Genomic DNA, 17,299 nt, shown 5'->3' with positions numbered 1-17,299 from the left:
AGCAGAACCCAACCAGAACCGAACCTAAGCAGAACCTAAGCGGGGATGATTAAGCAGGAATAGTGCCGACTTCGCAGCAGGCACCCCATTCGATCCTTACAGGCACCGACCGCAGAGCATCCGCTGCACAACCCAGCCCGTCCTGCACTGGGATCACCCACGATCAGAGGCATCAAGCGCGAGCGACGCCGCTCGCTATCGCGGCCTTAGCGACGGCCGCTGAAACGGTGTCGCGCAGCCGCGGGTCCAATGGCTTGGGGATGATGTAGTCTGGCCCGCGAGTCAGCGCATCCAGCCCGTAGGCCTCGAGCACCGAGGCCGGCACCGGCTCCCGGGTCAGATCCTTGAGTGCGTGCACCGCAGCGATGCACATCGCGTTGTTGATGCGCGAAGCGCGCACATCGAGCGCACCGCGGAAGATGAACGGAAAGCCCAGGACATTGTTGACCTGGTTGGGATAGTCGGAGCGGCCGGTCGCCATGATCAGGTCGTCACGAACCTCGAACGCAACCTCCGGCCGAATCTCCGGTACCGGATTCGATAAGGCGAACACGATCGGCCTTGGCGCCATCGCCGCGAGCATCGCTCGAGTCACTAGATCCGGCCCCGACAGACCGATGAAGACATCGGCGTCCTGAAAGGCGTCCTCGAGCGAGCGGCGGTCGGTCTCGACAGCGATCTCAGCCTTATGGCGGTTCAGGTCGTCACGCCCACTATGGATGACCCCACGGCGGTCGACCGTGAGGATTCGCTGCGGGTCCGCGCCGAGCTCGATCAGGAGCTTGATCGATGCGATCCCGGCCGCACCGGCACCGAGTACGACGATGCGCGCATCGGCCAGGGCCTTGCCTTGCAGCTCCAGCGCATTGAGCAAGCCGGCAGCGATGATGATCGCGGTGCCATGCTGGTCGTCATGAAAGACCGGGATGTCGAGCCGTTCGATCAACGCCTGCTCGACGTCGAAGCAGTGCGGCGCAGCGAGGTCTTCGAGATTGATACCGCCGAAGGTTGGCGCGATGCGCACGACAGTCTCGATGAACGCCTCCGGCGTCTCGGCGTCGACCTCGATGTCGAAGACATCGATGTCCGCAAAGCGCTTGAACAGGACCGCCTTGCCTTCCATGACCGGTTTGCCGGCGAGCGCGCCGACGTTACCGAGCCCGAGGACAGCGGTCCCGTCGGTGATCACCGCGACAAGGTTGCCGCGATTGGTATAGCGATAGGCAGCCTGCGCATCAGCATGGATGCGCCGCACCGGCTCAGCGACGCCGGGCGTATAGGCCAACGAGAGATCGCGCTGAGTCGCCGCAGGCTTAGTGATCTCGACCCCGGTCTTACCAGGGCGCGGCGTCTCGTGATAGGCCAGCGCAGCGGCGTTGAGGTCGGCGTCAGCGTCGGGGCGTGAATCATCGGACATACAGAACGCTCCGGTCTCGGATCAAGATCGGCCGTGGCCGAGCGGTTCACAGGCTCGGATGCCCGACCGACAGTACTTCGGTGACGGCCCAACAGCTTGAGCCCGACGCGAGGGGTGATCAGCGCCCGTATTTACGACGGAACTTATCGACGCGGCCGCCGGTATCGACGATCTTCTGCTTACCGGTGTAGAACGGATGGCATGCCGAACAGACCTCGACGTGCAGTTCGTCTTTCAACGTCGAGCGCGTGGTGAAGCTGTTGCCGCAACTGCAGAGGACCTTCACGTCCTGATAATCGGGATGGATGCCTTCTTTCATGACCTTCCTGCTCCGAATAGGCTATCTTGTCAGGTTAATCGACGAAGGATAGCCCTTGGGCTAGGTTTCTGCAACGACGTGATCCGCAACGATCCATCCGGCCGGGCCGAATGGTCAGTCGAGAGCCTCAGCGGTCTGTTCGCGCCATCCTGTCGCCAGCAGGGGCTGCACCGAGGCCGCACCGCACTCCGGACGCGCGGCGCGGAGGATCGCAACGGGCTCGACCTCGTCGGGAGTTCGCCATAGGCCCAGCCATGCGACCAATCGGCCAAGCGCTGGCGACGCGGTCGTGACGGCGATCGGGATGGCGAACAGTGCGCCGATGAAGAACGGCGAGATCACCACGGCGCCAGGCGGGGCATGCAGACTGAGCCATGCAACGCCGAGCCCACCGATCAGGGTCTGCGGCCAGAGCCGGCGCACGGCATCGCGCCAGCGCACACCGTGTAACGCGCGCCGCTGAGCCCCCCAGACCATAGCCCGTCCCAGTGCCAGCTCGGCAAGGAAGAGGGTGTGCGCGATCGCCATGATCGGCGCCAGCAGGGCGGCGAATCCGATCTCGGCAAGGCTGCTGATGCCGAGTCGCAGACCGCCCCCGAAGCGGGCCCGGCCCGCCGCGCTGCTGAGCGCATCAATGATCGTCGCGAGCTTCGGCGCGAAGACCATCGTCATCACCAGCGCGAACAATGCCAGCCCGGTCTCGGGCCGATAGACAGGCCCCTCGCCATCGAATCCGAGTCGCAGCACACCGACGAGCATCAGCATCAGCCAGGCCGGCGACGCCAGGAACATCATGACCGCAAGTCGGAGCTGCCAGCGGCTCACCGGATGTAAGCCAGCAATCTCGTCGCGGCCGAGCCTTAGATACTGCATATTGCCTTGACACCAACGCAGATCACGGCGCACGAATTCGAGCAGGGTCGGCGGATGCTCCTCCCAGCTCCCGCCCTCGATCGGCATCACCCGCACCTCGTAACCGGCCCGGCGCATCCAGGCCGCCTCGAGCTGGTCATGACTCAGGATCGCGCCCGAAAGCGGCCCCTTGCCCGCGATCCGAGGCAGGGCGCAGTGCGCGACGAACGGGCGCAGTCGAATCAGTGCGTTATGCCCCCAGTAGGAGCCAGCATCGGCCTGCCACCAGGCGCTGCCAATGCTGTAGCTCTTCATGCCGAGCCGCATGCCGAACTGGAACGGCCGCGCAAAGGCACTGTCGCTGGGTAGCCCGACCGTCAGGGTTTGCAGGATTCCAAGCCCGGGGCGTGCCTGCAGCAGACGTACCATTCGCAGGATGGTCGCGGCAGCCATCAGGCTGTCTGCATCGAGCACCAGCATGAAGTCGTGCTCAGCGCCCCAGCGCGCGCAGAAATCACCGATGTTGCCCGCCTTGTAGCCGGGGTTCGATGACCGGCGCCGGTAGACCACCTCAATCACCCCGTTCCAGCGTGACCTCAGTCGTCCGACCTGCTCCTCCTCGGCCGCAATCACCTCGGGCCAGGTCGAGTCACTGAGCACATAGAGGGTGAAACGATCCTGGACACCGGCCGCATCCAGCTCATCAAGCATCCGGTCCAGATTGCGCACGACCGAGGTGACATCCTCGTTCCGGATACAGCTCAGCAGCGCGGAATCGGCGATGATTGGCGCAGCGTCGTCAACGCTAGCCGCAGGTGGATACAGCGCGTGCGCCGGTTCGGGGGCGGTGCGCAGGATGATGAACCCCACCACCGCGTTCCAGAACCCGATCACGGTCCAGGGCAGGGTCATCGCAAAACAGACGATGAGCAGCCCATCGAGCCAGTCGTAACCACCGGCACCCAGCGTCCAGGTCATCAAACCCAGCATCAACAGGATCGTCGACACCACCAGCACCGCGAATCCGACACGACGCCAGCGCAGCGGGAGACGCGCCCAGCGCGCTCCAGTCGTCACCAATGCGTCCTCCGCGCCCTCGATCGAGCTGGATACCATAGCAGGCCTCTTCCAGTGGTTGTTCAGCTTGTCGATCATTGGGGCGGACAAGACCTGTACAACAGTCGATTGACGGTTATAGTCTCCGCAGACGACGCTATCGCGAGTGGATGGGCGACCTGCCTGAGTGACAAACAATTGAGGACGCAACCATGCTGATCACCTTCAAGACCCCTGTCCACGCCGACATCACGATGTTTGGCGATGTCGCCAAGGCCCTGATTCGGATGATGGGCCACAGCGGCGCGGTGCCTGGTGCGCTGTTGGCCGAGGATGTGCCCACCGCACTCGACCGCCTGAAGGCCGCAGTCGAAGCCAACCCCGAGGCACCGCTGGACCCCGAACGCGACGAGGACGATGAGGATGCCCTCGCCCAGAGCGTCAGCCTGAAGCACCGGGCGCTACCGCTGATCGAGCTGCTCGAGGCGGCGGCCCGGGATGAGAAGAATGTGATGTGGGATCGATGATCCGCGGACAACTACTCTTGAGGCCGGTCTTGAGACCGGTCTTGAGACCGGCAGCGCACCGGCCCGGCAACCGAGGTCAGAAGTGCGGCTTCTCCGGCTCGTCCTCGAACATCGCGACGCTGGCCATGATCTCCTGACGCGCCTCCTCACGACCGCCCCAACCGGCGATGCGCACCCATTTGCCTTCGTCCAGGTCTTTGTAGTGCTCGAAGAAATGGGCGATCTGGTCGAGCAGATGTGGCGGCATGTCACGGAAGCTCTCGATATTCCGGTAGCCCTTGAATAGCTTGTCGATCGGCAGCGCCAGGATCTTCGCGTCGTCGCCCGATTCATCGGTCATCTTGAGCACCCCGATCGGCCGGCACTGGATCACAGACCCCGGGATCAGCGGATAGGGGGTCACCACCATCACATCGACGGGATCGCCATCGGACGAGAGCGTATGGGGCACATAGCCGTAGTTGCAGGGATAGTGCATCGCGGTCGACATGAAGCGATCCACGAACATCGCCCCGGTCATCTTGTCCATCTCGTACTTTACCGGCTCCGAATGCGACGGTATCTCGATGATGACATTGATCTCGTTCGGGACATTGTCGCCCCGGGTCACGCGTTGCAGGTCCATATTCAGCCTCTTGGTTCGATCTCGAGTCGACAGCGGTGGCGCTGCCCTGAGCAAAACCGCACAGGATAGCCGGAAACAGCCGAAACCGATAGCGACGACTCAGATCTCATCCCGATCTGTTTCACCCAAGCTCAAAAGCCAGCTCCGCCCGGACGCCTCGCTGCGACAACAAATCAGAGGCTCGGCGATGACCAGCCCAAGCGCGAAAGATGAACGGCCCAGGCGCAAAAAAGGGCCGACAAACTGATCGCCTGCGCTCGCTACGGATTCGGTGGGCAAGGCGGATTAGACGGGCCTGCCCGGCTGCTGACCAAGATGAGCTGGTCGGCGTTACCCAAGCTGCTCGAGTCATGTGCGGCCAAGCGCGACGCGGATCACGAGACGCCCTTCCAATCGCTGTCGCTACAGGAGAGGCACCATCAGCAATGCGACCAGGTTGATGAGCTTGATCATCGGGTTCACCGCCGGCCCAGCCGCGTCCTTCCCGGCATCACCGACGGCGTCGCCGATGACCGCCGCCTGATGCGCATCGGAGCCAGGGCCGCCGAAATTGCCGTCCTCGATGTATCGCTTCGCATTGTCCCAGGCAGCACCGCCGGCGGTCATCGAGATCGCGACGTAGAGGCCGGTGATGATGGTCCCGATCAGCAGGCCGCCAAGCGCCAACGCACCGGCGTTGCCGCCCATCAGCCACTGGATGCCGAAACCGACCGCCATCGGCACCGCGACGGGCAGCAGCGAAGGGATGATCATCTCCTTGATCGCGTTCTTGGTCAGCAGGTTGACGGTGCGCCCACCGTCCAGCTTCGGCGGATGAGCCATGATGCCTGGCACCTCTTGAGCCTGACGGCGGACCTCGTCGACAGCCACGGCGGCGACCCGAGCGACCGCCTCGATCGTCATCGCGCTGAACAGATAGGGCAGGAGCGCACCGATGAAGAGCCCGATCAAGACCGCTGGACTCTCGAGCTCGAACGACAGCACGTTGCCCCCGGCGGCCATGGAGTGGGTGAAGTCGGCGAACAGCACCAGCGCGGCGAGCCCAGCCGATCCAATGGCATAGGCCTTGGTCACGGCCTTGGTCGTGTTCCCGACCGCGTCCAGCGAGTCCGTGACACCCTGCACCTGCGCGTCCATTCCAGCCATCTCGGCGATCCCGCCGGCGTTATCGATGATCGGCCCATAGGCGCTCAGCGCGACGAGGAGACCGGTCAACGAGAGCATCGAGATTGCCGCGATCGCGATGCCGTAGAGACCAGCCATCTGATACGCGCCCCAGATGGCACCGCAGATCATCAGCGCCGGGGCGCCGGTCGACTTCATCGACACGCCGAGGCCGGCAATCAGGTTGGTTGCGGTGCCATTCAGTGATGCCTTGGCGATACCGCGCACCGGCCCGTAGTCGGTGCCGGTGTAATACTCCGTGCTCACCAAGATCAGGCCTGTCAGCACCAGTCCGATCCCTGCCGCCGCAAGGACGCCCCAGCGGCTTAGGGCCTCCTCTGAACCGGGGGGGATGAAGGTAGCGGGCAGGAACAACCAGGTCGCAGGGACAAAGAGCACGAACGCGAGCACACCGGATACCGTCAGCGCCTTCGATAAGGCAGCGAGCACACGGGTATCGCCCGGCTCGAGCTTAACGAAGAAGGTCCCGACCACCGTCGCCAGCACCGCGAGTCCACCGAGCACCAAGGGATAGGCGATCGCGTCGGCGGCGTGCTCCTGTAACAGGAGCGAACCGAGCAGCATGGTCGCGACCAGGGTCACGGCATAGGTCTCGAACAGATCGGCGGCCATCCCGGCACAATCACCAATGTTATCGCCGACGTTGTCGGCAATGAGGGCCAGATTGCGCGAATCACCCTCGTTGAGACCGGACCCGATCTGATCGACCAGGTCGGCCCCGATATCGGCGCCCTTGGTGAAGATGCCGCCGCCCAGCCGGGCGAAGATGGAGATCAGCGAGCTGCCAAAGGCAAGCCCGATCAGCGCACCGAGGGCCCCTGTCTGCGCGGCAAAGTCATCGGGATCGGGTGGCGCAAGCACCAGGTAATAACCGGCCACACCGAGCAGCGCGAGCCCGACCACCAACAAACCCGAGACCATACCCCCGCGGAACGCGACCTGGAGCGCCGCATTGGTGCCGCGACGGGCCGCCTCGGCGGTCCTCAGGTTCGCACGGACGCAGACGAGCACACCGACATAACCGACCGCGCCCGAGAGCAGTGCACCGACCAGAAAGCCGACCCCGCTCTCGGCACCGAGCCAGTGCCAGAGCCCCAGCATCGGCAGAAGCGCGACGCCCGCAATGGTCAGGTATTGGCGATGAAGATACGCCGAGGCGCCCTCCTGGATGGCACCAGCGATTTGGCGCATTCGCTCATCCCCCTGCGGCTGCAGCATCACCCAGCGGATCGACAGGATGGCGAAGCTGAGTGCAATCAGGGCGCAGAGCGTCGCGAAGATCACCCCGAGGTACATAGCAAGACTCCCTTCAAGCCGGAACACTTGATGAGCGCAAGCGAGGAAGCAGGCTGATCTGCTCCAGCAACGGTCGCAGGCATCGTTGTCGGACGGCTACCCAAGCCCCTTAGAGGGGTTGCGACCCGGCCGCCAACGCTGCCACGTGCGCAGCGCCGCCAGCCGAGATCCCCTTTGCACGTCTTCAGATCAGCGTGTACGAGAGGGTCACGCCTGCCATCACGATCGCCACGATGCTCATCAGCTTGATCAGGATGTTCAAGCTCGGGCCCGAGGTATCCTTGAACGGGTCGCCGATGGTATCGCCGATGACCGATGCCCGGTGGGCGGGTGAGCCCTTACCACCGTGGTTTCCGGCCTCGATGTGCTTCTTGGCGTTATCCCAGGCACCGCCGGCGTTCGAGAGGAACACCGCGAGCACGAACCCGGTGGCAAGCCCGCCGGCCAACAGGCCAATCACGCCGGCGACACCGAACAAGAGCCCGACCACGATCGGCGCCGCGATCGCGATCAGCGACGGGATGGCCATCTCGCGCTGGGCACCAACGGTCGAGATCGCAACACAACGCTCATAATCCGGCTCCGACGTGCCTTTGAGGATGCCCGGATTCTCGCGGAACTGCCGCCGCACCTCCTCGACCATCAGCTGCGCCGCTCGACCGACCGCCTGGACGGTCAGGCCGCTGAAGGTGAAGGCGACCATCGCGCCTAGGAACAGGGCCACCAGGACCGCCGGATTCAGCAGGGTCACCTCATAGTAGGCCATGAAGTCGAGCAACGAGGCGTCGGCGGTGGCCACGCTGAAGCCATGCCCGAGATCGAGCATCGTCGTCCCGGCCTTGATCATCTCGATCCGGATCACCTCGATATAGGAGGCGATCAACGCCAGCGCGGTCAAGGCCGCCGAGCCGATCGCGAAGCCCTTGCCGGTCGCCGCCGTCGTGTTGCCGAGCGAATCCAGCGCATCGGTGCGCTCGCGCACCTCGGGACCGAGGCCGCTCATCTCGGCATTGCCGCCGGCGTTGTCGGCGATCGGCCCATAGGCATCGCTGGCCAGCGTGATACCCAAGGTCGAGAGCATACCGACCGCGGCGATCGCGATGCCGTACAGCCCCTGCGTCATCTGTGTCGGATCGAAGCCGGACGCGAACAGATAGGCCAGCGTTGTCCCGGTCGCGACCGCCAGCACCGGGATCACGGTCGAGAGCATGCCCACCCCGATCCCGGCGATGATCGTGGTCGCGGCACCACTCTCAGCGGCCGCGGCGATGCTGCGTGTCGGCTTGAACGACGGCGAGGTCGAATACTCGGTCGAGCGGCCGATCACCAGACCCGTGACCAGGCCGCTGACGACGGCCCCCCAGACCCCCCAGACGTTCTCGATCCCCAGCAGCCAGAGTACCGCGGCCGACGCGACGACGATCAGCGCCGCGCTGGTGTTGATCCCCTTCGAGAGTGCACCGAGCAGCTCTTTCTGGCCGGCGCCCTCGCGCGTCTTGACCAGGAAGACACCGAGAACGGAGAGCAGGATACCGAGACCGGCGATCGCCATCGGTGCCGCGATCGCCTTCATCTGCATCGCCGGCTCGGCGGCGAAGGCAGCGGCGCCGAGGGCCGAGGCGGCGAGGATCGAGCCGCAGTAGGACTCGAACAGGTCTGCGCCCATGCCGGCGACATCGCCCACGTTATCCCCGACGTTATCGGCGATCACGGCCGGGTTGCGCGGATCATCCTCGGGGATACCGGCCTCGACCTTGCCGACCAGGTCAGCACCGACATCGGCCGCCTTGGTATAGATGCCGCCGCCGACACGCGCGAACAGCGCCTGCATCGAGGCGCCCATGCCAAAGGTCAGCACCGTCGTGGTCACCAGCACCAGATAGGCCCCGTCGCCCGGATCACCGGCGGTGAACAGGTCCACCAGCACGAACCAGAACGCCAGGTTGCCGAGTCCGAGCCCCACCACGACCAGGCCCATCACGGCCCCGCTGCGAAACGCGACGTTGAGCGCGCCGGCCAGCGAGGTCCGCGCTGCCGCTGTGGTCCGGGTCGATGCGAGGGTCGCGGTCTGCATCCCAAAGTAGCCGGCCAAGGCCGAGAAGAAGCCGCCGAAGATGAAGGTGACCGGCAGCCAGGGGTTCTGTACGCCGAGTCCGTAGGCGAGGTACGAGAAGAGCCCTGCGACCAGCGCGAACACGACCAGCATGATCTTGTACTGCTGGCGCAGATAGGCCATGGCGCCTTTGCGCACATGGGCGCCGATCTCGCGCATGGTCTCGGTGCCTTCATCCTGGGTCCGCATCTCGCGGAAGAAGCGCCAAGCGAAGTAGAGGGCAAAGATGGAAGCGAGTGGAGCGAGCCAAAAGACGGGTTCGTTCATGGTTCGACTTCTACAGCTAGGTCGCCAGGCGCGCGCGACGCCACGGCAAGATTGAGGGAGGCCTGGTCAAGGATCGATCGACGCCGGTACCGCCTGCGCCGTCGTCATAACCGGATCAATCGAAATGGGCGATCTGAGCCGATCGCCACCAGTCGTAGTAGGTCGACTGCAGCTCCTCACGAGTCGGAAACGGGTAATAGGCGAAGTGATCGTGATCACCGACGAAGAACCCGCTCTGGACGGTGCGATAGAGCACGCCCTCGCGCACATGCTTGAGCACCAGCTTGCTGTCCTTGGTATTCGCGGTGAAGTCCGAGAGCACATCCCGCAGGTGCCCGATGTAGGGGTAGGGTAGGTCGTCGGCCTTGCCGTTCATCGGATCGAACGCGAGCTCGCCGAGCATCAGGTCCGAGAACGCGATCCGCGGCAGATTGACCGGTCGCTTCGGATCGGTGATCGAGCGGCAGAACGCCTGCGGCTCGAGTCGGCTCGCGACGATTGGGCGTTTCGGGCAGAACTCCTGATAAAGGTGCAGCGGATGCTCCCGATCCGGCGTGTAGTCGCCCCGATCGAGCTCGAGTGTGCGGCCGTCGTCGGTGACCAGGTAGAGCTTACCGAGCGCCGAGATCGGGATGCGCGCAAGCACATTGTAGATCCCGAGATAGACCGATGATTTCGGCGCCCCGTCCGGCTGCGTCACGCAGCGCTCATCGGCAAGATCGAAAGCGAAGTCATCGGAGCGGAAGGCGGGGTCGAGCTCGAAGAAGATCGCCTCCCCGAACACCCGCCCGCTGCGGCCGACCGCGTAGTAGGACCCGAACTCCTTCGGCTCGAGCTGGGAGGCGATCAGCGCCTCCGGGATCAGGGATAGATAAAGATGGTAATCGCTCATCGTCACTCCTTACTGATCACACGCACGGAACTGAACTGATCACACCCTGGAACGGACCGCATCGCGGCCCACGCCGCCGGAAACTCCCGGCAGCCTCGGGCCTGCTGATAGAGACTGGCCGAACAGGACGGTTTGCAGAGGCGCCAAGGGGGAAGTAGCCCGCCTCTCGCCCAACCGCCCCGTTGCCGCGACTGCTTTAGGTGCCGAACGGTGGCTAGAGCTCGAACGCGTCGAGTCGCTTCTCGACCGCAGTGTTCTTGAGCGTCACGAACCGTGGCAGCCCGTTCTCGAACGGCGGATAGTCTTCGCCCTGGATCAACGGCAGCAGATACGACTTGCATGCAGCCGTGATGCCAAAGCCATCGTCGGTGATGAACTCGCGCGGCATGAACTTCTCGACGTTGGCCACCTCCGACAGCGGGGCCTTGCCGACCTGCCACTGGTACGGGTCACTGCTCACGCGATCGATCGTCGGCATGATCGCATTCTCGCCCGTCAACGCCAGCTCGACCGCGGCACGGCCGGTGGCATAGGCCTGCTCGACATCGGTCTTCGAGGCCAGATGCCGGGCCGCCCGCTGCAGGTAGTCGGCAACGGCCCAATGGAACTTGTAGCCGAGCGCCTCCTTGACCAGATTCGCGACCACCGGTGCGGCACCACCGAGCTGGGCATGGCCAAAGGCGTCGCGGGTGCCCTGCTCCGCCAGGAAGCGCCCGTCCGGGTATTTCGCCCCCTCGGACACCACGATGGTGCAGAAATCATGCGCGTCGACCATCGCCTTGACCTTGGCCAGGAACCGATCCTGATCGAACTCGATCTCCGGGAAGAGCACCGCCACCGGCATCCCATGATCCTCGATCAGCCCGCCCGCGGCAGCGATCCAGCCGGCGTGGCGGCCCATCACCTCGAGCACGAAGATCTTGGTCGAGGTCTTCGCCATCGAGCGCACGTCGAATGAGGCCTCGAGCGCCGAGGTCGCGATGTACTTGGCCACCGAGCCGAAGCCCGGGCAGTTGTCGGTGATCGGCAGATCGTTATCGACCGTCTTCGGCACGTGGATCGCCTGCACCGGGAAACCCATGGTCTCCGACAGCTGCGAGACCTTAAAGCAGGTATCGGCCGAATCCCCGCCACCGTTGTAGAAGAAGTAGCCGATATCGTGCGCCTTAAAGACCTCGATCAGCCGCTCGTACTCGCGCTTGTTGGCCTCCAGGCTCTTGAGCTTGTAGCGGCAGGAGCCGAAGGCGCCGGACGGCGTATAGCGCAATGCCGCGATCGCGTCCTCGGACTCCTGGCTGGTGTCGATTAGGTCCTCGGTCAGCGCGCCGATGATGCCGTTGCGGCCCGCATAGACATTGGCGATCTTGTCCGGATGCTGGCGTGCGGTCTCGATGACTCCGCAGGCGGAGGCGTTGATCACAGCGGTCACGCCGCCGGATTGAGCATAGAAGGCGTTCTTCGCGGTCATGAGTGTCCTCTCGTCAAGGCGTTCTCGAAGCAGGCGATACAAGCGATGATGTCTAGCGGCATAGCGCAGCCAAACCGACTAGTGGGGTCCCCAGAGCCCAACCTCCGACCACGGAGCTGAACCCCAGGAAAGCGAATGCCGCACGTTCGCGCAGTCCGGCTGCCGCGATCGCGCAGCTGGCGCAAAACAGGCAAGACAGCACGTGACATGCGGGACCAAGTGATCAGGACGCGAATTGACACCTAGGGTACAGAATGCGCGAACACAGACCAAGCGACTTTCTGATGGCCAGCGCTGTCGTGGCAGCGCTGGAACCGCATACCTGCTCTGGAAGATGCCACCAACTCACTGCTCAAGAGCCGCGCCGACGGCTTGCGCGAAGCCGCATCTCTCAGCGCACCTTACGCTCGGCATGCTTCGATCCAACTCGCTAGCAGGCGTGCATGCCGGAGCGCACGCGTCACGTTCGCGCCTTATCGATCACCAGCAGCTGCTGGCGCGCGCGGGTCGCGGCGACATAGTTCTCGAAGCGGTCTTCCGGTTGTCCGCCATCGGCGTAGTCGAGGATCGCGACAGCCTTGAACTCCAGGCCCTTGATGCGCTTCTTGCTGCCGAAGCGTACCCCGGCCTCCTCCTGGCCCGGGTCCGCCTGGCGCGCCTTCAGCTCGACCGTTGCGAAGCCGTTCGCCTGCAACGCACTGATCACGCTCGAGCGCACCGGTGTGACGCAGATCTCGTGGGTCTTCAGCGCTCCAGCCTCGGTCAGCCCTCGCACCCAGGCCACCGTGGCCTGGGCGACCGCGTCGTCGCCGTCACAGCTGATGCGTTGCGGCTCAGGTCCGTGCAACACAGACCGGTCGCCCTGTCACAGCGCAGCTTCTCGCCGTGCGGCAGCAGCCGCGCCGCGGCAGCGTCGATCGCATACCAGGTCTTGTCGCCATCCTGATGCAGGCGCCGCAGCAGTCCGCCCGCCTCGCCGGCGTGCAGGAAGGCCGCCAGCAGATCGAGCAGGGTCGCGTCATCGAGACCGGGCACCCCGAGCGCCCGCCGGGTCCAGACCAGCGGCCAGGCGCGCAGCTGGCCCTCGCGTGGCGGCGCCAGCAGATGATCCTGATGCTTGTCCGGATGCGTGGTCCACAGCCGCGGCTTGTAGCGGCCGGCAGCTGGATAGGTCTCGCGCCCCTGGATCAGCTTGCCGTGCGGATACTTTCCCCAGAAGCCCTGACGCGCATAGGCGTTCAGATAGGGGTGATGCAGCCCGCCGCGCTCGCGCTGGCGATGCAGCAGCCCCAGCAGCCACAGCCTGAGCGAGGCGTCGTCCAAGTCCTCCAACTGCGGGCTGATGCGCGGCAGGCGCCGGCGCAGCGCGGCCAGGGTGCCAGTGAGACGCTCCGGTTCCCAGCCCAGCCCAGCCCAGCGTCGCGCTCGCGTGCAGCTCCATGGTGCGGCCGTGGGTCAGCAGCAGACTGAACTCGCTGGCGGCCTCCCAGGTCAGCCGAGTGGCGATCTCGGCGCGCAATGCCGCCGGTGGGCGCGCGACAGCGCCATCGCGAAACGCCAGATAGGGCGCGTACTCGCGCAGGTCCGGCGGCACCAGCGTCGCCAGCGCCTGCTTGATGCTGCCCGGCCGGCCGAGCCCAGCGGCGGCCCAATGATCCAGCAAGCGCGGACCGACCTCCGGCACGGGCACGCCCTGCTCGCCGGCCGCATCAATCAGGTGCTGGAGCGCGGTGCGCAAGGTGAAGTGATAGGTGCGCGCCGAGAAGAAGCCCGCGCGATGGCTCGCGTCCTGCACGCTGTCGGTGAAGGCGAGGAGTTTGGGGTCGTCGTTCAGCACCGACCCGAACACTTCGTCGATCGCGACGCTGGACAGCGTCGCCGCCCGGCTGCCGATGAACATCAGGGCGCCGGGCTCGCGACAATGCGGACAGCGCTGGACGCCGACGCGCTGACCGTTCGGCTTGTGCGTCTGCTCGTGCACAAGCTTGACCGCAAAGGTCTGCTCCTCGCTCAGCGGGCAAGGACCAGGGCCCTCGCGCAGCACCAACGAGCCCGGCGCCAGATGCCAGCGCAGCCCCTCCAACCCCGGCTGCCCCAGGACCGGGATGGGATCATCGCCCTCGCGCCAGGGGCTCAGGATCACCAGCTGCGGCTTGGGGTCGCGCTCAAAGCCCCAGGCCTCGTAGATCGGCGCGGCCTCGGCCCGGAAGCGCCCGCAGCAGCGCCAGCCAATGCCCCGGCGCCTCGGCGGTGGCCGCGAGCAGACGCTGGAACAGCGGATGCCAGCGCAGCCACTCGCCCAGCGCGACGCCCCAGCGCCCGGCGTCGTCCAGCGCTTCCAGCTGCGGACGCAGGCTGGCGTAGCGCGGCGCCCACTGCGGCCAGCCGGGATCATCGGCCGCGATCGGGAAGCGCGGCCCGGCGAACAGCGCCGCCATGCGCACCGCATACTGCCAGGCACCCTCGCGCGGGCGCGGCTCGCAGTCGCCGGCGCTCGGGAGCGCATCGACCTCGAGCGCCGGTGTGCGCACCACCTCGTCGACCCGATAGCGATCCTCCTGGATCACCGCCTCATCGGTGACGAGCTCCTCGAACAGGGTGCTGGCGAACTCGCACAGCCGATGGACCGGGTCGAGGGTGGTCTCGTCATCGCCGCCGGCGACCGTGGCGCTGGTGCCGACCATGCACAGCTGCCCGCGCGGCATCGCGAAGCGCGACTTCAGGCGCCGGATCAGACAGGCGACATCGGCCCCCTGGGCGCCGTCATAGGTATGCAGCTCGTCGAGCACCAGATAGCGCAGCAGCTCGGGGTCGGCCTGGTTGTGCCGCCAGATGCCGGCATCCTTGGGCCGCAGCAGCAGATAATCGAGCATCCGATAGTTGGTCAGCAGGATGTCCGGCGGATCGGCCTGCATCGCGGCGCGGTTGGTGATCGGGTGATAGGTCCAGCCACCCCCGCCGGCCCCCGGCCGCGCCGTGACCTCGCTGTAGGTGCCCGGCTCCGCGCCTTGCTCGTGACCGCCTCCCTGGCTCAGGCGCCCGGTATAGAGCCCGACGCGCACGCGCGCCTTGCGCCCGCCGGCCACCGCGTCGCTGAGCTGCTCGGAGGTCATGATCAGCTCGGCGATGCGGCTGCCCTGGTCCGCCGCCAGCGCGTTCATCGGGTAGAGCACGATGGCCTTGATGCCGTCGCGCTTGCCGGCCTGATGCATCCGCAGGCAGTGATCCACCAACGGGAACAGGAAGCATTCGGTCTTGCCCGAGCCGGTGCCGGTGGTCACCAGCGTCGACTGGGGACGCTGGCCGCCGCGGCTGCTGAGGCGGCGCCAGCTCTGCGCCTGATGCTTGAACGGGACGAACGGGATCGGCAGCGCGAACAATGCCGAGAGCTCGCTGTCATCGAGCCGGAAGGGCCGGCGCACCTGCAGCCAGGGCCCCTTGAACAGCCCGTTCTCGGGATCGTTGAAGAAGGTCTCCAGGGCCTGCTCGGTGGCCTGATCGCGCAGGCGGAAGGTCGCCTGCAGATAGTGCAAGACCTGCTTGCGGACATCCTGGGCGAGCGTCGCGGGGAGCATTCGGGTTCCTATCCGTCCGTTGAATCCTGCTCTGCCGGACCGCGCCCCACCATCGACGCCATCACGTCAAAGGCTGAGCCGCCGAGCAGGCTTGAGCCCCATCATCGCCGCTTCGCGGTTCTGCCTGCTGTTCGGCGTGATGGCGACCTTTCCGGAGGCAATCCAATGGAACCGTTGCGGGTTGCGCAGTTGTCCCAGCGCGCCTCGCTGCAGCCACCGCTTCAGCCAATCCAGCTTTCGGCGGACCTCGCGCACCGCTGAGGTATGAGCAGGATGCACCTCGACGAAATGCACCGTCTCCCGATGAGCCAGGACATAATCCCAGCGCGGCTCGTTTGGATACGCAGCGAGCAACGCCTTGTCGATATCCGCACTGCCATGGCAGTCGCGTGGCTCGGATACATTCACCCGCTGCTGATCTTCACGCTTGAGCGCCTGGAGCCCGGGCCGGTAAGCAGCCACCCCCAGGTCATGATCGATCGCTTCCGGGAACGCGCGCTTCAAGCTCACACCCCCGCCTCCTGCATGACCCGGCTGATGACCTCGGTCGCCCGACTACTGAACCGCGTCAACCCGCCCCAGTCGGCAATCAGCTCATCCGCGTCGGCAGGATCAAGGGAAGAGATGTCCCGTGTCGTGACCGCGCCGTCCTCTGCTGGATGAAAATAGAAGCTATGCAATGCCTTTTCGTCCAGGATATTGGCAAAGACCTGACGCATGCTTGGCGAGTGCGGAAGATCGAAGAGCTCGAAGAGGCTGTCCTCCGGATGACGCTGCGCTTGCAGCGTGCGGATCGCCCAGGCCGCCTCCAGCAGCAGCGGCGAGTGCGTCGAGATCACCACCCGATAGCCGCGGTGCATCAGCTCGAGACAGATCAACAGCACGGACTGGATCGCTTGCGGATGCAGGCCCATCTCGGGCTCTTCGAGGACGACCCAGTCCACGCCCTTGCGGCGCGCCGCGCCGGCCGACGGCATCAGCCAATAGAGGCCGAACAGCAACGGCATGAACTCGCGCTGACCGGCGGACCAGGCCATATAAGGCAGCGTCTCATCGCCGACGTTGATCACGATCCGCTTCTTGAGATCATGCAACTGCTGGAGCACGCGCGCACCATGGAAGATGCTGGAATCGATGCGCTCTCGCAGCACCTCCTTGAGGCGATTCTTGATCGGGAACAGCTGGTTGTCCTTACCGCCCAGGCCCTGCTCCATCAAACGCCTCAGCTTCTCGCTGAAACTCTTGACGACATAGGGGTCGAGCGCCTCGAAGCTCTCGTAACTGCGCGGGCGCCCTTGATCCAAGGTCAGCACCCGCTGCGCCGGCACGAAGAACACCGACTCTTCGTCGCGCCCGTTACCAGCGCGCAGTTGATCAAGCGAAACCTGACGCTCGCCGAGCCGAACAACGGTATCGGCACCCCAGATCTGCCCCATGCCCTCACCGAACATCAGGGTCAGCAAGGGATCACCGCCCCCATCGGTCAGGTCGGCGGCATAGCTATACCCGTAACGTTTCAAGGTTTGCGTGATGGAGCCGTGATCGAGCACCAGCTTGAACAGCTGCAGCAGCACGCTCTTGCCGCTGGCCTGAGGCCCCACCAGCAGTGTCAGGTCGCCGAAATCGACCTCAGCTTGGTCGATCTGGGCGAGGTGCTCCACATGAAGACGGTTCATCGGGCGACATGAGCTCATCTTCGGATGCAAC

At 65.1% G+C, this 17,299-nt stretch carries 15 protein-coding genes; 2 read left to right on the top strand and 13 right to left on the bottom strand.

The genetic code is table 11. From position 1 onward, the window contains the following. Positions 1–172: 172 nt before the first annotated feature. The 3 genes from CKO40_RS09650 to mdoH all read right to left on the bottom strand — a co-directional run bounded on the left by CKO40_RS09650 (position 173) and on the right by mdoH (position 3,704). Positions 173–1,417 carry a malic enzyme-like NAD(P)-binding protein gene (locus tag CKO40_RS09650; protein WP_200345996.1) on the bottom strand — a complete coding sequence of 415 codons (1,245 nt, stop codon included), beginning with the start codon at positions 1,415–1,417 and terminating at the stop codon, positions 173–175. Positions 1,418–1,535: 118 nt separating this feature from the next. Continuing rightward, complete coding sequence (gene rpmE / locus CKO40_RS09645) at positions 1,536–1,736, bottom strand: 50S ribosomal protein L31 (protein WP_200345995.1); 201 nt, start codon at positions 1,734–1,736, stop codon at positions 1,536–1,538. Positions 1,737–1,850: 114 nt separating this feature from the next. Then, entirely contained in the window at positions 1,851–3,704 is a 1,854-nt protein-coding gene (mdoH, locus tag CKO40_RS09640; protein ID WP_200345994.1) for a glucans biosynthesis glucosyltransferase MdoH, read from the bottom strand. Positions 3,705–3,856: 152 nt separating this feature from the next. On the opposite strand from mdoH, the gene CKO40_RS09635 reads away from it, so the two are divergent. Then, the gene (locus tag CKO40_RS09635; protein WP_200345993.1) at positions 3,857–4,171 is read left to right on the top strand and encodes a DUF1840 domain-containing protein; all 315 of its coding nucleotides are present in this window, start codon (positions 3,857–3,859) and stop codon (positions 4,169–4,171) included. Positions 4,172–4,247: 76 nt separating this feature from the next. Here CKO40_RS09635 and ppa read toward each other — a convergent pair whose 3' ends face one another. The 7 genes from ppa to CKO40_RS09600 all read right to left on the bottom strand — a co-directional run bounded on the left by ppa (position 4,248) and on the right by CKO40_RS09600 (position 13,340). Continuing rightward, positions 4,248–4,796, bottom strand: coding sequence for an inorganic diphosphatase (gene ppa, locus CKO40_RS09630; RefSeq protein ID WP_200345992.1), 549 nt, complete (start codon positions 4,794–4,796; stop codon positions 4,248–4,250). Positions 4,797–5,198: 402 nt separating this feature from the next. Beyond that, positions 5,199–7,277, bottom strand: coding sequence for a sodium-translocating pyrophosphatase (locus CKO40_RS09625; protein ID WP_200345991.1), 2,079 nt, complete (start codon positions 7,275–7,277; stop codon positions 5,199–5,201). Positions 7,278–7,461: 184 nt separating this feature from the next. Continuing rightward, the gene (locus tag CKO40_RS09620; RefSeq protein ID WP_200345990.1) at positions 7,462–9,657 is read right to left on the bottom strand and encodes a sodium-translocating pyrophosphatase; all 2,196 of its coding nucleotides are present in this window, start codon (positions 9,655–9,657) and stop codon (positions 7,462–7,464) included. Between the two features lie 115 nt (positions 9,658–9,772). Then, complete coding sequence (locus CKO40_RS09615; RefSeq protein ID WP_200345989.1) at positions 9,773–10,549, bottom strand: hypothetical protein; 777 nt, start codon at positions 10,547–10,549, stop codon at positions 9,773–9,775. 214 nt (positions 10,550–10,763) lie between these two features. Beyond that, a complete protein-coding gene (locus CKO40_RS09610) occupies positions 10,764–12,017 on the bottom strand; it encodes a 6-phosphofructokinase (RefSeq protein ID WP_200345988.1) in 1,254 nt (417 codons plus the stop codon). A 460-nt stretch (positions 12,018–12,477) separates the two neighbouring features. Next, positions 12,478–12,801 (bottom strand): ATP-binding domain-containing protein, encoded by a 324-nt coding sequence (locus CKO40_RS09605; protein WP_200345987.1) that lies wholly within the window; start codon positions 12,799–12,801, stop codon positions 12,478–12,480. Then, positions 12,780–13,340, bottom strand: coding sequence for a hypothetical protein (locus tag CKO40_RS09600; protein ID WP_200345986.1), 561 nt, complete (start codon positions 13,338–13,340; stop codon positions 12,780–12,782). Before CKO40_RS09600 ends, CKO40_RS09605 begins: the two co-directional genes overlap by 22 nt. 428 nt (positions 13,341–13,768) lie before the next feature. Here CKO40_RS09600 and CKO40_RS09595 point away from each other — a divergent pair, with 428 nt between their 5' ends. Next, a complete protein-coding gene (locus CKO40_RS09595; protein WP_200345985.1) occupies positions 13,769–13,969 on the top strand; it encodes a PH domain-containing protein in 201 nt (66 codons plus the stop codon). A gap of 213 nt (positions 13,970–14,182) precedes the next feature. On the opposite strand, the gene CKO40_RS09590 is transcribed toward CKO40_RS09595, so the two are convergent. The 3 genes from CKO40_RS09590 to CKO40_RS09580 form a co-directional block, all read right to left on the bottom strand. Continuing rightward, positions 14,183–15,592 carry a DEAD/DEAH box helicase gene (locus tag CKO40_RS09590; protein WP_200345984.1) on the bottom strand — a complete coding sequence of 470 codons (1,410 nt, stop codon included), beginning with the start codon at positions 15,590–15,592 and terminating at the stop codon, positions 14,183–14,185. A 66-nt stretch (positions 15,593–15,658) separates the two neighbouring features. After that, complete coding sequence (locus CKO40_RS09585) at positions 15,659–16,102, bottom strand: hypothetical protein (RefSeq protein ID WP_200345983.1); 444 nt, start codon at positions 16,100–16,102, stop codon at positions 15,659–15,661. After that, positions 16,099–17,268 (bottom strand): AAA family ATPase, encoded by a 1,170-nt coding sequence (locus CKO40_RS09580; RefSeq protein ID WP_200345982.1) that lies wholly within the window; start codon positions 17,266–17,268, stop codon positions 16,099–16,101. Before CKO40_RS09580 ends, CKO40_RS09585 begins: the two co-directional genes overlap by 4 nt. Positions 17,269–17,299 lie beyond the last annotated feature (31 nt).

This window comes from Halochromatium glycolicum, from assembly GCF_016584085.1.
GTDB lineage: Bacteria > Pseudomonadota > Gammaproteobacteria > Chromatiales > Chromatiaceae > Lamprobacter > Lamprobacter glycolicus.
This window is presented reverse-complemented; position numbering and strand designations above follow the sequence as displayed.